We start from the raw sequence: 17,131 nt of genomic DNA on the forward strand, positions 1-17,131 counted from the left end.
CCCTCATATAAAATGTGTTTTTCATTTTAATTTGTATGAAAAGCATATTTTCAGTTAACACTAGTTATATCCTTCATGACTGCAGTAGTGAAGGTTGAGATAAGGGGTCTCTCTTCGCGATGACGAATGTCTTTCGCAGGGGAGGCCTCTTTTGACGTCAAACGTCATCCATCATTATACTGTTTTCAACGCCAAAAAGAAAACTCCTGCCTGCGCAGGAGTTTTAGCATATGTCGTTCATCTACGGAGCGAACACCAAATCATATACATGTTCCCATGTACTCCACTGCAATACGGAACCGATATCCTGTTTGCCCAGTACCACGTAGCCAGCCACCAATCCGCCAGCGAGGGCAAGAACAAGCAGGACCGGAACCAAAAACCATCTTGCGATGCGCCATCCACTCTTCTTCTTCTTGACTTTCGTCTTATCCGGCTTGCTGTTCTGCTGCTGTGTATCTGTCATCACATTCACCTTTTATGCTCTCATATTGTTGGCAAGACCCGCCATAGAATCACTGGATGTCAGCGCACGTGCCGCCAGTTGGTAAGTCCGCTGTCCTTGCATCAGCAAAGCCATCTCTTGTGTCAAATCCACGTTGGATTGTTCAATGTAGCCTGCACGAATCATAGCTGTCGCTTCACGTGTAGCTGCATTGGCTCCAAATACATCATCCTCGGTTAGACCCGCATCCAGACCAAACAGGTTATCCGCATACTGCACAAGCCCTTCCGGGCGCTCGATATCTACGAGTTGCAGTTGTGCTCGAATCGTTGCATTGGCTTCATTGCCACGACGGATCAACAGATTGCCTTTTTCATCAAATGCAACCTTGCTGTTATTCGGCGCTGTAATTCGATTACCTTGACGATCCAATGCAAAGTGGCCTTCGCCGTTGACCAACACCATCATATCTGGCGCATTGGGATTCGTTTTGGGTCTTGTATCAGGGACAAAATGGAATGCACCCTGACGCGTCCACATTTTCTCACCATTTGCTTCCACGGCAAACATCGCATTGCCTTCAATCGCCAGATCGGTAGGATTGCCTGTCTCATTGAGTGAACCCTGAGTCATATCCTTGGTCACGTCAGCCAAACGTACGCCAAACCCGAGGTTGTATCCCATCGGGGTCGAGCGTCCATCCAGCTTGTACTTGTCCGGCTGCTGCTGCACACGTGTCAGTACATCTTCGAAGGCAGCTTGCTTACTCTTATAGCCTGCCGTATTCACGTTGGCAATATTATCGGAAATGACATCCAGTCGCTGCTGTATTCCGGTCATGGAGACCATTGCACTAATCATGGAATTATTCATTCGGTGGTTACCCTCCCTGTTTTCACCCTCCCAAACCCTCCCTGGTAGGGAGGGCCCCAGATGGCGCTGCCCTCTGGACGCCCGAAACAGGCGGAGTGGGTGCGTGGGGTACGATCTTGCTAAGTGACGGTGGTGTGTTTGCGCCGCGACTGCCCAGTTATGATTCTCGCCATGGTTCACATGGCTGAATCATAGCTGGGCACGCTCTTTGTGCGGCGGGTAGCTCCGCGTGGTCTCTCCTTGCTTTGCTTCGCAAAGGGCTGTCGAGACCGTCGCTACGCTCAGCTTAATGCTGCGCAATCCTCGCATAGGCTCGACTGCGTTTAGGCTTTTGCGCTCCGCGTGGTCTCTCCTTGCTTTGCTCCGCAAAGGGCTGTCGAGACCGTCGCTGCGCTCAAGCTACTGCTGCGCAATCCTCGCATAAGCTCGGCTGCATTTAGGCTTGCGCTTCGCGTGAGCCTCTCTGCTTTGCTTCGCAAAGGGCGTTTGGCTCTCCGCTACGCGGCTATATTATACGTTGGCGTTATACACGCCCAACTTCATTGACGGCTTTATCCAGACTGCGGTCGTAGAATTGTACGACCTTCTGGTTCGCTTCATATGCACGGAATGCTGCGTTCATATCTACAGTTGCTTGTGATGCATCCACATTCGAACCTTCCAGGTAGCCCTGACGGATCTGCACATTATCACCGGCAGCCATCATCCGGGCCGTTGCTCCATTCTGATCATTCAGGCTGAAATTACCATCGCCTTGACGTACCAGTTGGTTGGGTTGGTCGATGACACTGATTCCCAATGTAACTCCTGTGGGTGCACCCGTGTCTGCATTAACAAGACGACCTTGCTCATCCACTTTAAATTGGTCAACCGAGCCTGTCAATACAACAGGTTGTCCATTATTATCCAGGACTTGTGAACCTGTTGAGCTGAGCAGCTGTCCAGTTCCTGTAACGTCGAAGTGACCATCACGTGTGTATCTTGTGTTACCTTCTGCATCCTGTACTGTAAAATACGCCTGAGGTTGGTAAGTTACCGTGCCATCAGCTCGTACAAATTTGCCTGAACCGTCAAACGGGACAGGTTGTCCTGTCTGTGGATCATTCACGGCCAGATTGGACGAAATGGCAAAATCACTCTTTTGCCCACTTTCCATAATGGCTCCCTGCAAATTCATGGACAAACTTTCTTCCGCGAACACACCCGTGTTCAGCTTGCCCAGCCGCTTTGTCGGAAGATTGGCATCTCCGCCTACCAAAGTAATGAGCATCTCCGGGAAAGATCGGCTTACGCTGTTCACTTGTTTATATCCCGTTGTGTTCATATTTACGATATTCTGCGTTGCTGTGTCATGGCGGCGTTGTTGCGTAATCATTCCCGCAGTAGCGGTGTACAGACCTCTTAACATGTATTAACCCCTCTCCTCAAGCGCTTGTCCTGCATTACAAGATGGCTGCTTGTCTGTTCTAATCCCGAGCTTGGGCGAACCTTTGCTTTTTATATCGGCAGATTAGAACTTTTTCTTAACTACTTGATCCAAATTATTCAGCATAATGCCAGTCCCCTTCACGACACAATGCATCGGATCCTCTGCAACCCATACCGGTACATGCAATTCATTGGACAACAGTTCGTCCAGTCCGTTCAGCAAAGCGCCTCCCCCTGTCAACACGACACCACGATCAATAATGTCTGCTGACAATTCCGGTGGCGTCCGCTCCAATACCGACTTGGCTGCAACGATGATGGATTGCACGGAATCCCATAGCGCCTCCTGTACTTCATTTCCCGACACCGTTACGGTGACAGGTAAACCGGATACCATATCCCGACCGCGAATGTCCATCTCCGTTTGACGTCCACCCGGATGCACGGAACCAATCGCAATCTTGAGATCTTCGGCTGTACGTTCACCGATCATGAGCTTGTATTTAGCTTTGATAAACTTGGTAATCGCTTCGTCGAACTTGTCCCCTGCGACTTTAATAGAAGAGGCGGTGACTACGTCGCCCATAGACAGGACTGCAACGTCAGTCGTTCCGCCGCCGATATCCACGACCATATTGCCGCTCGGCTGAAAAATATCCATTCCCGCACCGATCGCTGCCGCTTTCGGCTCTTCTTCCAGAAATACTTCTTTGGCACCGCTGCGCTCTGCAGCTTCACGGATAGCCTTCTGCTCCACGGAAGTAATGTTGGTTGGTGCACAGATCAGAATACGCGGGTGGCTGTACCAGCTTCTTGCCCCCACACGATTAATGAAATGTCTAAGCATTGCTTCCGTAATTTCGAAGTCCGCAATAACACCGTCACGCAGCGGTCTAATGGCAACAATGTTACCTGGAGTACGCCCCACCATACGACGCGCTTCTTCCCCAACAGCAAGGACCCGCTTCGTATCGCTTTCAATGGTCACGACGGAAGGTTCATCGAGGACAACCCCACTTCCTTTCACGTGAATAAGCACGTTCGCCGTGCCAAGATCAATACCGATATCCTTGCTAAACATAAAAGAGCCCCCAAAGTGATATTATTTGGTCAGCGTATCCTGTGAAAAAGAGTCCCTTATCACGTCACCGCTCGTTCGACAAAGTGCAACATATATATGTAAAAATCGGGCTGATAAGATGTCATAATTCGATCCTGTACCAGCTTTTAACATATCATACTTCAGGGGAGGGATTCAATGCATGTGTGAGCTTTTTGGCCTACGTCTTTCCGCAGGTCCCTACGATTTAGCGGAAGCCAGCACCTCGCGTTTTTTACCACTTGTTTTTTTGTATTTAATTTTGGTCGCTTCACCGCCCCGCAAATGACGGATGGACTTGTGATACTCCAGAATGTGTTTCACCTGGTCAGCAAGATCAGGGTTAATTTCCGGCAGACGCTCCGTCAGATCCTTATGCACAGTACTCTTTGACACGCCGAATTCCTTGGCTATGGTACGGACCGTATTCCTCGTCTCAACAATGCAGCGACCAATTTTGATGGTCCGTTCCTTGATGTAATCGTGCACGCTCCCGCCTCCCTACTGTGTGGATAGTTTGGTACATTATATGAGGAGCATGCCTATATATTCGCGGTTTAAAGGTGTGACAAGCTTCGAAGGTCCCATTATTTTCTGAAAAGCACAAAAAGAGCAGAGGAGAATTCCCTCTGCCCATCATGTTGCTGCGGTAAAAATCATTTATTTTTCCGGAAGATATCCTTGCGGGTTAACCGGTTGTCCGTCTTCGTAAACTTCAAAGTGAAGGTGGTTGCCCAGCGTTTTTTCCAGTTCATTAACACCAGCCGATGCAATTGCATCTCCTTGCTTCACTTCATCATCCTGTTTTACTTTAACGTCAGCCAGGCTTTGGTATACAGTCTTGAGGTTATCACTGTGTGTGATTTCCACAACTTGACCCGTTATTGGGTTTTGTTCAACCCGGGTAACTTTTCCGCCGAGTGCTGCTTTGACTTCGAACGTTTTGTTATCACCACGTGCCAGATCTACACCCGTGTTCGGAATAAATGTGTCATTGTACTGCACCATCGCTGCTTCATGTTCCTCGGTTGAAGCTTCGTTGTCATAGAAAGGTTTGACTACCGAAATTTCGGACGGAACCGCTACCGGCCATACAAAATTCTCCGACTTTGCAACAACTTCCACACTTTCCTCTTCTCCGTTAACCGCTGTTCCTTCTGTACCCGCCGATGCGCCTGTTTCTACTACCCCGTTAGCAGGGTCCGAGTTCAGCGTTTTGTCGCCTGTGCCCTGATAGACCCACACTAAGGTTAGTATAATGCCTGCTGCTGCGATGTAGGCTGCCGGGAAGACCCAACGTTTGGACATTGCTCTTTTCCATGAAGAGGGCTGGCTAGCCGGTACTCCTTGAGTTGTTTTAGGAGTTTCTTCTTGGACTGTTTTTTTGTTTTGTTCATTCATCTTGATCACCTCAGTAACAAGTGTTACCGGGTGCAACTCTTTTATACACGCGCGACTCTAATTATTTTCACGGAACTTTCAAAGAGTGCTATATAAGTTAGGAGATGAGCTCAGTTTGTGCGCCGCTTCGGGGCCAGAAAACCTTTCGACCGGCTGTTACTCCCAGATTTCTTCTATCACCTTCTTCAAAGGTGAAATCCGGGAGTAAAGGCGGACACTTCGTTTCTACAGGCCTTTTCTGTCCCCTGCGCTCTCCATACGCTCGCACACTCCGCATATATAGCCAAGTCTTGAAAGCCCGGAAGGGGTGGTTGGTAGAAATACATGGATTGGATTTAACAGCCACTCCTTATAAAGTGAGTCTGTGAGATTGAACATGGCGTTATAGTTTTAACTTCATTGTTAGAGCAAACGTTGGATTTTAATTCTAGGCTTAGCAACCTCATAGATTGTCTGCGAGGCCTCGCTTTATATTATCAGTGTGCCCCATTACTGCTAATAGACTAACGTTTGGTCAAATCAAATGGCCTGGACGATACCGACTTCCATGTTGGCCTACTTTGAGGCTAGCATCTTGGATGCCTGTCCGAAGGAGATACCTGTGTAGTAGTGTTTGAGAATCTGGGTCGCTGTGTGACCCTCCTGTGCCATGCCGTTGGCTCCCCACTGGCTCATGCCGACTCCGTGACCGTATCCATACGTTGTAATCTGAACCTCGTCTCCATCGGTCTTCCAGCTGAACTGGCTGGATCGAAGCCCAAGCAGCTTTCGAACCTCCGGCCCGCTAAACGTTTTACCTGCAATCTGCATCTCCTTGATGCGATGGCCCTGCGTTGTAGACAACACTTCCATCCACCCACCGCTCTGCTGCGCGCTCACAGGGATGGCATTTGCCCCCAGATTCAACTTTTGGAGAATCTCATTGCGCTTCATGGTGATGGTTTCCTTAAAGCCCGGAGCCAGGTTTTTATCCCACGGACTCGCTACGCTTTGTAAATAAGGTACAGGGTTGCCCCATACATCCTCAGCATTTTCCGTATACCCATTACTTGTGGAGAAAAAGGATGCAGTAATTGCCTTGCCTTGATATGTCATGACGGAATCTTTGCTTTCGCGTACAGCCTGCTGCAGCTTCTCCCATTCCTTCGCTTTCCCCAGACGTGTCCAGTCGGCTTTTACTTGTTCTGGTGGTATAAATACCTGATGACTCACAGTATCCGTTACATCAGCTTCTCCTGAAGGTACACCGCTTGTATCGTTGGCTGCCAGCCTTCTCACGATAAATGTCCTTGCAGCAATAGCCTGTGCCTTCAGAGCCTCCAATCTGAACTCCGCTGGCATCTCGGCAGCGACAACTCCGGTAACATAATCTTCAAGGGGAAGATTCATCGTTGTACCGGTTGCTGACAGGTAAACCCTTACTTGAGGTTCAGGATAGGTAACAGGTACAGCTGGAGAAGGTGCTGGAGTCGTTACACTGCCTGTACCTGGTGGGACAGGGATGGGTTTAACAGGATCATCCGTCCGAGGCCAGACCAAAATGGCGGGGATCAACAACGCAAGCGCCAGTACTGCCGATACAGCTGCTGCGGGCTGCCAACGAGTATTGTTCTTGCCCCATCTGCGGCCTCGGCCGAACGTACGCATTCGGCGGCGCTTCACACGACGAAACTGATCTAATTCAATGACAGGCATGTGTATACGTGCCGCAGGCTGTTGAGCTGGCTCCTGTTGGGAGCCAGGCCGTCTAGGAGATGTTGTTACGGGCTCATCTGGAACCGTTCTAATGTTCGTTGAAGCAAGCTTGTCTTTTTCCACACCGAAACCAGCAATTTCTTCTGGCTCCTTCACTAGTGGACGTGGGACAAGAGGTACCTTAACCTGCACACGGGCTTCTTTCATTTTGATATAACCCTCCGTTGTCCATGGCCGGTCAAACGCCGGTCCTTTTGTTCAAATCCATAGTTTAGGGTATGAGCTGGCTGGATCTGATAGAACCTGATTTAAGAGAAACGAAGGCATTCCATATGTGGCGATTTCTAACTTACTTTTGCTATGTATTATGGAAAAACATTGATCTGTCGCGGAATCCGGTTCCATAAGGTACCACCCGTTCCTCAAAAAGCAGGCTCTTTCATTTGTTCAGAATTGGTACAGAATATGATGTTATGCTATATAAGTTAGGACCAGCTATTAATAGAATCAGGTACTGATTCAATTGATCGTTGAACACAAAAAAAAGCCAAGCCAGATGGCTTAGCTTTTGATCTGAATTTAAAGGACAGCACGCATGCTCTCGTATCCGCAATATACAATGATGTGTGATTCATATTAGAGAGCAACGCCTATTGTCCAATTCGATGTTATGCCCAGGTCGGTTGTACTTTGAACAGCGGTACTTCTTCCCCGACTTTTTCATTCGATGCTTTAACTGCATCCAGCTTAGGCTCTTCAACCGAAATACGATAAATATCGGCTCCAAGTCCGTTAAGCTTCTCAGCGAGATGTACGTAGCCACGGTCGATGTGATGAACACCGCCCACTTCTGTTGTACCTTCAGCAACAAGACCCGCAATAATAAGTGCGGCACCCGCACGCAAATCGGTAGCAGTTACTTTGGCACCCTTCAGCTTGGCATTGCCCGTGATGATGGACGAACGTCCTTCAACTTTGATCTCCGCATTCATCAATTGGAATTCATCCACATGCATGAAGCGATTTTCAAAAACAGTCTCTGTTACAACAGAAGTTCCTTCAGACGCAAGCAAAAGCGCCATCATTTGGGATTGCATATCTGTAGGGAAACCTGGGTATGGTAATGTTTTCACATCCACAGCCTTGAGGGGACGATCTGCAATGACACGAACGCCATTCTCGTCAGGATGAATGGTTACACCCATTTCTTCCAGCTTCGCAATAACAGAACCCAGGTGGTCTGAAATCGCACCTTCGATATACACATCACCACCGGAGATTGCAGCAGCAGCCATATAAGTACCTGCTTCAACCCGGTCAGGAATGACGGTATGCTTCACGCCAGACAGTTTCTCCACACCTTCGATGCGGATGACTCCTGTTCCAGCACCTCGTACTTTTGCACCCATTCCATTCAGGAAGTTGGCAAGATCCACAATCTCTGGTTCTTTAGCCGCGTTCTCCAGAACAGTTACACCCTCAGCCAATGTTGCAGCCATCATAATATTTTGAGTGGCACCTACGGAAGCCACATCCAGATAAATTTTCGCGCCACGCAACCGTCCTTGGCTGCGAGCTTCTATATAGCCTTGGCCCAAGCTGATCTCAGCGCCCATGGCTTCAAAACCTTTCAAATGCTGATCAATAGGCCGTGTACCGATGGCACATCCACCAGGAAGCGAAATTCTTGTATGACCCATACGCGTCAACAATGGCCCCATGACCAGAAAAGACGCCCGCATTTTACTTACCCATTCATACGGTGCCTCACAGGAAGTAAGTTTCTCCGCATTTACGGTAATCACTTCGTCCCGGTATGTAACACCCGCTCCCAGCGATTCCAACACCTTGTTAATCGTCATCACATCGTCTAGAGGAGGAGCGTCAATAATAACGCTTTGTCCTTCTTCCCCTAAGAGAGAGGCAGCGATGATCGGAAGAACAGAATTTTTAGCGCCGCTAACTTTGACACTTCCGGTCAACCTTTTGCCACCGCGGACGATAAATTTGCTCATCATGGTTCCCTCCGCGCTTTTATTCCCTTTTCTTCATTCCGGAATACATGAGCCCTTCTGTAATAGAAAAGACTGTTGCTGTGTGTGGAATTTCGACATAACCTGGCAAATAATGCCCTTGATGTCTATTCAGAAAAGAATTGGTTTATAATCCATATCGATGATACCACGTGCGTTGCATGATGCCCTCCGACTTGTAAATATAACGCCTTACAGGCCAGCAAACATCTGAACAGACAGATTGGGATGATTATTAGCCGGATTCAACCGGATATCCCGTTTATAACCACAAAATAAGTGAACAATTGTGAATTCCCTAACTTCCATCATAACATTGTTGAATTGTACGATACAAGCATTTTTACATAAAACATCTCAAATCCATCCAATTAAACGTCACACTTTTTTCTTAATTCCTTTGCCGACAACTCATACTCTAATTGTTAACACAATTAATCGATGTTATTCGACATTACACTGCTTGAAGAACCTAACAGATGATTAACCAACCATCTCAACATTAAAACAAATGGTGCAACATTTGTGTCCATGACAAATAGTCAATGACAAAGCCTGAAACAGCATGCCCAAGTATAATGGCCAACAGTAAATGTAACAGTCTTCCCTGTGCTCCTCTTGGCTGCCTGATGATTAAATCCAGCTTGAGATTCTGCAAAGCCCACCACGACAACGCTATACATAAAAGAGAGACGATAATCGAAACTAAGCCATTCGTACTTAATGTCTGGTTCAACTGATTCGTCAGGTCAGTATCCATATATTCATTACCTCCACATTTGTTGCAGCGATCAGCATAATTATGCCTGGCATCCATAACTTGTTAGAACAATGGAATGACTTGAACACAACACACTGAACCTACTGTCAGACTTACTCCTGCTATGCAGGAAATCTGGATGCCCAATCACGGAGCAGCAACAATCTGGCTGTGAATGACTATGGAATTCATCAACGCAGCTTCCTGCATCTGCTGACTCTATGGAATATAGGCTCTTTCATCATACATTGTCAATTACATTGATTTCCACTTTGATAATATTTTAAATTCAAAATGCCGGGATTTTGTGACTAAAACGACATAAAAGAGCGTTATTTCGATATCGATCTTGTCATTTCCTCGGAAATAATTTGGATTTACGTCGTTAAAAATGGTTCCAACAGTGATCATTATCGCCACGACTTTAGTCCTACATTCTATTCAACTGCCCATAAACGGTGAATACAATTAAACTATATTTCCCGTTAAATCAAGAGCTTCAACCGAAGAAAATGAACATATATTTTACTGTAACTGTAAAAGAGAACGTTCTAAAAACTCAAAAAAGCCCGGCAGACTAAGCCGCCAGGCTCCAATGAACAGTTTATTTGCCGTATACGTTGATCCGGTTAACCGCTTTTTGCAGAGCAATCTCTGCCCGGCGGTGATCAAAATGGTCCTGATTGCTTTGGCTGCTGAGACGGCGTTCTGCCCGCTCTTTCGCTGCACGCGCACGGTCCACATCAATATTTTCCGGGAATTCGGCACTTTCTGCGAGGACAACAACCTTATCTTTACGGACTTCGATAAACCCGCCGCCAATAGCGACCTGCTTGTTCTGTTTTCCGTTTTTGATAATGATTGGTGCGATCTGCAATGGTGTGACCATAGGGATGTGACCTGGCATAATACCCAGTTCCCCTTCAACACCACGAACGATGATACTATCCACTTGCTCTGTAAATACCAAACGCTCAGGTGTTACAATTTCCAACAAAAAGGTGCTCAATTCCATCCCTCCTGAAACTATCCGATAGCTCGCTTCATAAGGACAATCCTGGATTCAGATTATACCAGTGTTTTGGCTTTCTCCACTGCCTCTTCGATTGTACCCACGAAGAGGAAAGCTGCTTCCGGAAGATCGTCATGCTTGCCTTCGAGAATTTCTTTAAAGCTGCGCACCGTTTCTTTAACCGGAACGTATTTACCCGGAATACCGTTAAATGCTTCAGCAACGTGGAATGGCTGGGACAAGAAACGTTGAATCTTACGAGCACGGTAAACGAGCGCTCTGTCTTCCTCACTCAGCTCGTCCATACCCAGAATCGCAATAATATCCTGCAATTCATTATAACGTGCCAAGATACGTTTAACGCCTTGCGCTACGTTGTAATGCTCTTCGCCTACAACTTCAGGGGACAAGATCCGGGAGCTGGATGCCAACGGATCTACCGCAGGGTAGATACCCATCTCGGAAATTTTACGTTCCAGGTTCGTCGTTGCGTCCAAGTGGGCAAACGTCGTTGCTGGAGCCGGGTCAGTGTAGTCATCCGCAGGCACGTAGATGGCCTGGATGGATGTTACGGAACCTTTTTTAGTTGAAGTGATACGTTCTTGCAGTTGACCCATTTCCGTTGCCAGCGTTGGTTGGTAACCTACTGCGGAAGGCATACGTCCGAGCAAGGCAGATACTTCTGAACCTGCTTGGGTGAAACGGAAGATGTTATCGATAAAGAGCAACACGTCACGGCCTTCTTCATCACGGAAGTATTCCGCCATGGTCAGACCAGTGAGGGCTACACGAAGACGTGCGCCTGGAGGCTCGTTCATTTGTCCGAACACCATTGCTGTTTTGTTGATAACACCGGAATCACTCATCTCGTGATACAAGTCATTACCTTCACGTGTACGCTCACCAACACCCGCGAATACGGAGATACCACCGTGTTCTTGTGCGATGTTGTTGATCAATTCCTGAATCGTTACGGTTTTACCTACACCTGCACCACCGAAGAGACCGATTTTACCACCTTTGGCATAAGGAGCCAACAAGTCGATAACTTTGATTCCTGTCTCCAGCATTTCAGCCTGGGTAGTCAGTTCATCAAATGCAGGAGCCGAGCGGTGAATCGGATTTTTATGTGCAGCAGCTACAGTGCCGCCAGTATCAATGGCTTCGCCGAGTACGTTAAATACACGACCCAGTGTCGCTTCCCCAACAGGTACAGAGATTGGAGCTCCTGTATCTACGGCTTCCATACCACGAACGAGTCCGTCCGTGGAGGACATCGCGATACAACGTACCCGGTTGTCACCCAGATGTTTCGAAGCTTCGAGTGTCAGATTCACACTTACGCCGCTTTCGCTTACTGTAGTGATCGTAATGGCATTGAGGATTTCCGGCAGACCGCCGCGATCAAACTCGACGTCAACAACCGGACCCATGATGCTCACAACGCGTCCTTTGTTCATCTTAACGTTCCCCTCCTACAAGCCTGCTACTTTTGCAAAAATAATGTACCGTTCGTTTATCTTTGCTCTGCAAGCCTTCATTAATAAAAAACGGTTAGCCTTGTGCTGCGTTGGCACCTGCCACAATTTCCGTAATCTCCTGCGTAATCGCCGCTTGACGGGCACGGTTATAGGTCAATGACAAGTCATTGATGAGTTTGGATGCATTTTTGGTTGCATTACCCATGGCCGTCATTTTCGCGCCCAGCTCACTCGCTTTACCGTTCAGAAGTGCACCATAGATCAGCGTTTCCGCATAACGCGGAAGCAAAACCTCCAGTACAGCTTCAGGAGACGGCTCATACTCGTAGCTTGCAGTCGGTCCTTCTGCAGCAGTTACCTCAGGTGTTTCCATCGGAAGAAGTCGTTCTACCGTAGGAATCTGGGTCAACGCATTTACAAAGCGGTTATAACAGATGTACAATTCATCAAATTTACCCAATTCAAACCCTTGAACAGCTTCGTGTGCGATGGATTTGATATCTGCAAATGATGGCGAATCAGAAAGATCCGTTGTAGTGGATGTCATCGCCATTTCACGCCGTTTGAAATAATCGCGTCCCTTACGTCCAATGACGAACAATTCGTAGTCATTCTGAGAGTTGTGCTTTTCTTTGAGTGTCAAGTTAACCTGACGCAAAATATTCGCATTGTAACCACCCGCAAGACCGCGGTCCGATGTAATAACCAGATAAGCTGTCTTTTTGACCGGACGACTTTCCAGCATCGGATGCTGAACCCCTTGCGTGCTTTTTGCAATACTTGCCACAACTTCCTTCAGCTTCTCCGAATAAGGACGAGCTGCTTCCGCTTTTTCCTGCGCTTTACGCAGTTTTGCGGCAGCTACCATCTCCATTGCTTTGGTGATCTGCTTGGTGCTTTGTACGCTTTTAATTTGCCGCTTTATTTCGCGCATGCCTTTTGCCATGATTTCACCACCTTCAAGTTTTGACATAGTCAAAACTACCTCGTAAGCATATTGAAACTTTGATAGATCAAAGTTTTACATGCAGACATGCGGAATCGGTTAAACAACTCCGCAACTGCATATCATCTATTTAGACAGAGACAGCAAAGCTCTTTCTGAATTTCTCAATAGCATCTTTCAGAGCGGATTCATTGTCTGCAGTCAATTCTTTTGTATCACGGATAGACCCAAGAATTTCCGGATGGCTGCTCTCCATGAACGCGAGGAACTCACGCTCGAAACGAGTAACATCACCTGTAGGAATCTCATCCAGGAATCCTTTAACCGCTGTGTACAAGCTGACTACCTGTTGTTCTACAGGCAGAGGCTGGTTAACACCTTGCTTCAGGATTTCCATCATACGAGCACCACGATTCAGGCGGGCCTGAGTCGCTTTATCCAGATCGGAACCGAACTGGGAGAACGCTTGAAGCTCACGATATTGAGCGAGGTCGAGACGCAGGGAACCTGCAACCTTTTTCATCGCTTTGATCTGAGCAGAACCACCGACACGGGATACGGAGATACCTACGTTGATCGCCGGGCGTTGTCCAGCATTGAACAAGTCAGCTTCCAAGAAGATTTGTCCGTCCGTAATGGAGATTACGTTCGTCGGAATGTATGCAGATACGTCGGAAGCTTGTGTTTCAATGAACGGCAGTGCGGTTAAAGAACCACCACCAAGCTCATCATTCAGCTTCGCAGCACGCTCCAGCAAACGGGAGTGCAGGTAGAAGACGTCACCCGGATATGCCTCACGGCCCGGTGGACGGCGAAGCAGCAAGGAAAGCTCACGGTATGCTGCCGCTTGTTTGGTCAAGTCATCATAGATGACCAGTACGTGCTCACCTTTGTACATAAAGTACTCGCCCATCGAACAACCGGAATACGGTGCGATGTACAACAATGGTGATGGGTCAGAAGCTGCTGCAGTTACAACAATCGTGTACTCCATTGCGCCTTTACGACGGAGAGTTTCTACGACTTGTGCAACTGTAGATTGTTTTTGACCGATAGCAACATAGATACATTTCATGCCGCTGCCTTTTTGGTTCAGGATGGCATCGATCGCGATCGATGTTTTACCTGTTTGACGGTCACCGATGATCAACTCACGTTGTCCACGACCGATTGGAACCATCGCATCAATCGCTTTGATCCCTGTTTGCATCGGCTCATGAACCGATTTACGATCCATTACGCCTGGTGCTTTACCTTCAACCGGACGGAATTCTGTTGTAGCGATTGGCCCTTTACCATCAACAGGAATACCGAGCGGATTTACAACGCGGCCAATCAATGCTTCGCCAACTGGCACTTGCATGATTTGACCGGTACGTTTTACTTGGTCGCCTTCACGGATGTCCGAGTAAGGTCCCAGGATAACGACACCGACGTTGCTCTCTTCCACGTTCATGGCGAGACCCATAACACCGCTTGGGAATTCAACCAACTCGTTGGACATGACGTTCTCAAGTCCGTAGACACGAGCGATACCGTCACCAACCTCAATAACCGTCCCGACTTCGACTACATCGATATCGTTCTTGTATTGTTCGATCTGGCTCTTAATTAATGTACTGATTTCTTCTGGTTTGATACTCAAGTGTCCTCACCCCAATCTACTGTACTCGTCTGTTAAAAGACTGCTCAAGACGTTCGAGCTTGCCAGCCAAGCTGCCGTCATAGATCGTATCGCCAATGGCAACTTTCAATCCGCCCAGCAAAGTCGGATCGACAATGTTCTCGATACGGATCTTTTTATTCACACGGCCGCCGAATTCACGGGCTACCGCTTCTTGTTCTTCATCATTCAAGGCATAAGTCGAGTACACGCGCGCATCGGCTATGCCGAGCGATTCGCCCTCGATCTTCACATAATCATTCAGCAGATCTTCCAGCAGTTCAACACGTCCACGCTCAATCAAAAGCAAAACGGTTTTCAGAACAGGTTCAGACACCTTGCCGTCAAGACTTGTGCGAAGTACGTTCTGTTTTGCTTCTTCAGAGATGTTGGGTGACTCGATAAATTTACCGATTTCCGCATCACCTGTGATGGCAATTACTACAGTACGCAGCTCTTGTTCGACTTCGAGCACCTGATTCTGTCCGAGAGCAACTTCAAACAATGCTTTCGCATAACGCTTAGCAACAATCGTATCGCGGCTCATTGTCGGCCTCCTACCTCATTGAGGTATTGGTTCACAAGCTCCTCTTGTGCAGGACCGTTCTCAACTTCTTTTTTGATCAGCTTGGAAGCGATTTGAACGGAAGCTGTACCCAGTTCGCTGCGAAGCGCTGCAACCGCTTTGTTCTTCTCGCTCTCAATCTCACGCACAGCATCGTCTTTCAGGCGATTCGCTTCTGCTTTTGCATCCGCCAGAATCGTTTCAGCCTGTTTGCCGCCTGTTTGTTTGGATTGTTCAATGATGTCATAAGCATCTTTACGCGCTTTTTCAAGAGCCTGCTTCTGTTCCTCAACATAGGCAATAGCCTGATCCCGCGTTTGGGCAGCCTCATTCATTTGCGCCAATACGAGCTCACGACGTTTTTCCATAATGGAGAAAAGTGGACCAAATGCATAACGGCTAAGCAGCCAATATAAAATACCAAATGCTATAATCGCCAGAACTGTATTTTCCCATACGAAATTCAATCTGTTCACTCCTTCCTGAAGGTATCCTCAGGCCGCAACTCCGCGTTTACGGACGCTACCTAAAAAGAAGGCGCGGATGGCTGTGGCCTTCCCCGCCAAACCTGCACTGATTTTATTAAGCCGCTCCGTAGAAAATGAACGCGAGTACCACACCGATGATCGGCAATACCTCGATCAAACCTACACCGATAAACATTGTTGTTTGAAGAGTGGATTTTGCTTCCGGTTGACGGGCAATACCTTCCACCGTTTTGCTGATTACCAAACCGTTACCGATACCTGCGCCAAGTGCGCCCAATCCTGCAACAATTGCTGCTGCCAATAATGCCATTGCTCCCATTTGTATATCCTCCTTAGAATGTTCGTTCAAATTTTATAGTTCAGCCCTACAGGGTTAACCGTATTGGACTTGAATCTTAATGTTCCTCGTGCGATTCGACGGTTTGTGATATGTATACCATCATCAAAACCGTAAATACGAATGCCTGTATGGCACCGATGAAAATACTGAACCCCTGCCATGCCGTCAACAGCGGAATTGCTGCAATTGCGCCAATCCATTTGAATGCTGTAAGCTTCATAATCGTGGAGATCAGAACCTCACCTGCAAAGATGTTGGCGAACAAACGCATACCGTGTGTCAACAACTTGGATGCCGTCTCCACAATGTTGATTGGGAAGAACAGCCAGTGTGGTTGGAAATAATGCTTGAGATACGTTTTGGTGTTACGGAAAAGTCCCAATCCATGCGCGATAGCAAATGCAATCAACGCTAGACCCATGGTTACCGAAAGATCAGCCGTAGGTGATTTCCACCAGGCAACTTCGATATGTGGATGAGCTTCAGGATCCTTCTCATGAGCTTCATGGAACGCTTCTTGGACCGAGACAATTGGCTTACCAAAGATTTCAGCTTGGCTTGCATCAGTAGCCCCAGTTACTACGCCCAAAGGGAGACCCAACATGTTTCCCACAAAGATAAACATAATCATTGTGGTTGCCAAGGTAAGGAAATGCTGCCCCTTCTTCATATCCATCGTGCTCGAGATCAGGTTGCGTACAAACTCAATCGCCCACTCCAGGAAGTTTTGCATTTTGCCCGGATTCTCTACCGACAAGTTCCGCGTAGCCAGCTTTGCAACAATAAATACAATGGCGGATGTTACGATCAGCATCAGCAGAACAGACAAATCCAGATGGAACCCACCCAGGTTAATTATCGGAGATTCATGCATATTTTTCTCACCCCTTTCTCATTCGAAA

The 17,131-nt window shown here is 47.6% G+C and carries 17 protein-coding genes; all 17 read right to left on the reverse strand.

The window, feature by feature from the left end:
* Nucleotides 1-241: 241 nt before the first annotated feature.
* A complete protein-coding gene (locus MKY42_RS29620) occupies nucleotides 242-466 on the reverse strand; it encodes a DNA-directed RNA polymerase subunit beta (RefSeq protein WP_024632706.1) in 225 nt (74 codons plus the stop codon).
* 12 nt (nucleotides 467-478) lie between these two features.
* Complete coding sequence (locus MKY42_RS29625; protein ID WP_339846787.1) at nucleotides 479-1,318, reverse strand: flagellar hook-basal body protein; 840 nt, start codon at nucleotides 1,316-1,318, stop codon at nucleotides 479-481.
* Between the two features lie 523 nt (nucleotides 1,319-1,841).
* Nucleotides 1,842-2,726, reverse strand: a complete 885-nt coding sequence (locus MKY42_RS29630; RefSeq protein WP_090903522.1) for a flagellar hook-basal body protein — start codon at nucleotides 2,724-2,726, stop codon at nucleotides 1,842-1,844.
* A 102-nt stretch (nucleotides 2,727-2,828) separates the two neighbouring features.
* Nucleotides 2,829-3,827: a rod shape-determining protein gene (locus MKY42_RS29635; protein ID WP_090903521.1), complete on the reverse strand. Its 999-nt coding sequence runs from the start codon at nucleotides 3,825-3,827 to the stop codon at nucleotides 2,829-2,831.
* A 219-nt stretch (nucleotides 3,828-4,046) separates the two neighbouring features.
* Nucleotides 4,047-4,334, reverse strand: a complete 288-nt coding sequence (spoIIID, locus tag MKY42_RS29640; RefSeq protein ID WP_024632710.1) for a sporulation transcriptional regulator SpoIIID — start codon at nucleotides 4,332-4,334, stop codon at nucleotides 4,047-4,049.
* Nucleotides 4,335-4,505: 171 nt separating this feature from the next.
* A complete protein-coding gene (locus tag MKY42_RS29645) occupies nucleotides 4,506-5,246 on the reverse strand; it encodes a M23 family metallopeptidase (RefSeq protein ID WP_090903520.1) in 741 nt (246 codons plus the stop codon).
* 555 nt (nucleotides 5,247-5,801) lie between these two features.
* Entirely contained in the window at nucleotides 5,802-7,148 is a 1,347-nt protein-coding gene (gene spoIID, locus MKY42_RS29650) for a stage II sporulation protein D (protein WP_179262771.1), read from the reverse strand.
* Nucleotides 7,149-7,609: 461 nt separating this feature from the next.
* The gene (gene murA, locus MKY42_RS29655; RefSeq protein WP_083678749.1) at nucleotides 7,610-8,956 is read right to left on the reverse strand and encodes a UDP-N-acetylglucosamine 1-carboxyvinyltransferase; all 1,347 of its coding nucleotides are present in this window, start codon (nucleotides 8,954-8,956) and stop codon (nucleotides 7,610-7,612) included.
* Between the two features lie 520 nt (nucleotides 8,957-9,476).
* Nucleotides 9,477-9,734 (reverse strand): DUF1146 family protein, encoded by a 258-nt coding sequence (locus tag MKY42_RS29660; protein WP_090903518.1) that lies wholly within the window; start codon nucleotides 9,732-9,734, stop codon nucleotides 9,477-9,479.
* A 604-nt stretch (nucleotides 9,735-10,338) separates the two neighbouring features.
* A complete protein-coding gene (locus tag MKY42_RS29665) occupies nucleotides 10,339-10,743 on the reverse strand; it encodes a F0F1 ATP synthase subunit epsilon (protein ID WP_090903517.1) in 405 nt (134 codons plus the stop codon).
* A gap of 59 nt (nucleotides 10,744-10,802) precedes the next feature.
* Nucleotides 10,803-12,206 carry a F0F1 ATP synthase subunit beta gene (gene atpD, locus MKY42_RS29670; protein ID WP_024632716.1) on the reverse strand — a complete coding sequence of 468 codons (1,404 nt, stop codon included), beginning with the start codon at nucleotides 12,204-12,206 and terminating at the stop codon, nucleotides 10,803-10,805.
* 94 nt (nucleotides 12,207-12,300) lie between these two features.
* On the reverse strand, nucleotides 12,301-13,173 hold the full coding sequence (atpG, locus tag MKY42_RS29675; protein ID WP_090903516.1) for an ATP synthase F1 subunit gamma: 873 nt from the start codon (nucleotides 13,171-13,173) through the stop codon (nucleotides 12,301-12,303).
* A 130-nt stretch (nucleotides 13,174-13,303) separates the two neighbouring features.
* Nucleotides 13,304-14,818: a F0F1 ATP synthase subunit alpha gene (gene atpA, locus MKY42_RS29680; RefSeq protein ID WP_090903515.1), complete on the reverse strand. Its 1,515-nt coding sequence runs from the start codon at nucleotides 14,816-14,818 to the stop codon at nucleotides 13,304-13,306.
* Between the two features lie 16 nt (nucleotides 14,819-14,834).
* The gene (locus tag MKY42_RS29685; protein WP_090903514.1) at nucleotides 14,835-15,383 is read right to left on the reverse strand and encodes a F0F1 ATP synthase subunit delta; all 549 of its coding nucleotides are present in this window, start codon (nucleotides 15,381-15,383) and stop codon (nucleotides 14,835-14,837) included.
* The gene (gene atpF, locus MKY42_RS29690; RefSeq protein ID WP_063568355.1) at nucleotides 15,380-15,868 is read right to left on the reverse strand and encodes a F0F1 ATP synthase subunit B; all 489 of its coding nucleotides are present in this window, start codon (nucleotides 15,866-15,868) and stop codon (nucleotides 15,380-15,382) included. The genes MKY42_RS29685 and atpF overlap by 4 nt, the downstream gene beginning before the upstream one ends.
* Before the next feature lie 115 nt (nucleotides 15,869-15,983).
* A complete protein-coding gene (atpE, locus tag MKY42_RS29695; RefSeq protein WP_090903513.1) occupies nucleotides 15,984-16,208 on the reverse strand; it encodes a F0F1 ATP synthase subunit C in 225 nt (74 codons plus the stop codon).
* A gap of 76 nt (nucleotides 16,209-16,284) precedes the next feature.
* On the reverse strand, nucleotides 16,285-17,103 hold the full coding sequence (atpB, locus tag MKY42_RS29700; RefSeq protein ID WP_090903512.1) for a F0F1 ATP synthase subunit A: 819 nt from the start codon (nucleotides 17,101-17,103) through the stop codon (nucleotides 16,285-16,287).
* Nucleotides 17,104-17,131: the final 28 nt, after the last annotated feature.

It is taken from the genome of Paenibacillus sp. FSL W7-1088 (assembly GCF_037969855.1).
Classification (GTDB): domain Bacteria; phylum Bacillota; class Bacilli; order Paenibacillales; family Paenibacillaceae; genus Paenibacillus.

Bases quoted from the DNA above. Each gene is read 5' to 3' on its own strand.
- MKY42_RS29635 (WP_090903521.1), bottom strand. From the start codon at position 3,827: ATGTTTAGCAAGGATATCGGTATTGATCTTGGCACGGCGAACGTGCTT.
- MKY42_RS29620 (WP_024632706.1), bottom strand. From the start codon at position 466: ATGACAGATACACAGCAGCAGAACAGCAAGCCGGATAAGACGAAAGTC.
- atpD (WP_024632716.1), bottom strand. From the start codon at position 12,206: ATGAACAAAGGACGCGTTGTGAGCATCATGGGTCCGGTTGTTGACGTC.
- MKY42_RS29660 (WP_090903518.1), bottom strand. From the start codon at position 9,734: ATGGATACTGACCTGACGAATCAGTTGAACCAGACATTAAGTACGAAT.
- MKY42_RS29645 (WP_090903520.1), bottom strand. From the start codon at position 5,246: ATGAATGAACAAAACAAAAAAACAGTCCAAGAAGAAACTCCTAAAACA.
- spoIID (WP_179262771.1), bottom strand. From the start codon at position 7,148: ATGAAAGAAGCCCGTGTGCAGGTTAAGGTACCTCTTGTCCCACGTCCA.
- murA (WP_083678749.1), bottom strand. From the start codon at position 8,956: ATGAGCAAATTTATCGTCCGCGGTGGCAAAAGGTTGACCGGAAGTGTC.
- atpB (WP_090903512.1), bottom strand. From the start codon at position 17,103: ATGCATGAATCTCCGATAATTAACCTGGGTGGGTTCCATCTGGATTTG.
- MKY42_RS29625 (WP_339846787.1), bottom strand. From the start codon at position 1,318: ATGAATAATTCCATGATTAGTGCAATGGTCTCCATGACCGGAATACAG.
- MKY42_RS29630 (WP_090903522.1), bottom strand. From the start codon at position 2,726: ATGTTAAGAGGTCTGTACACCGCTACTGCGGGAATGATTACGCAACAA.
- atpG (WP_090903516.1), bottom strand. From the start codon at position 13,173: ATGGCAAAAGGCATGCGCGAAATAAAGCGGCAAATTAAAAGCGTACAA.
- MKY42_RS29685 (WP_090903514.1), bottom strand. From the start codon at position 15,383: ATGAGCCGCGATACGATTGTTGCTAAGCGTTATGCGAAAGCATTGTTT.
- atpE (WP_090903513.1), bottom strand. From the start codon at position 16,208: ATGGGAGCAATGGCATTATTGGCAGCAGCAATTGTTGCAGGATTGGGC.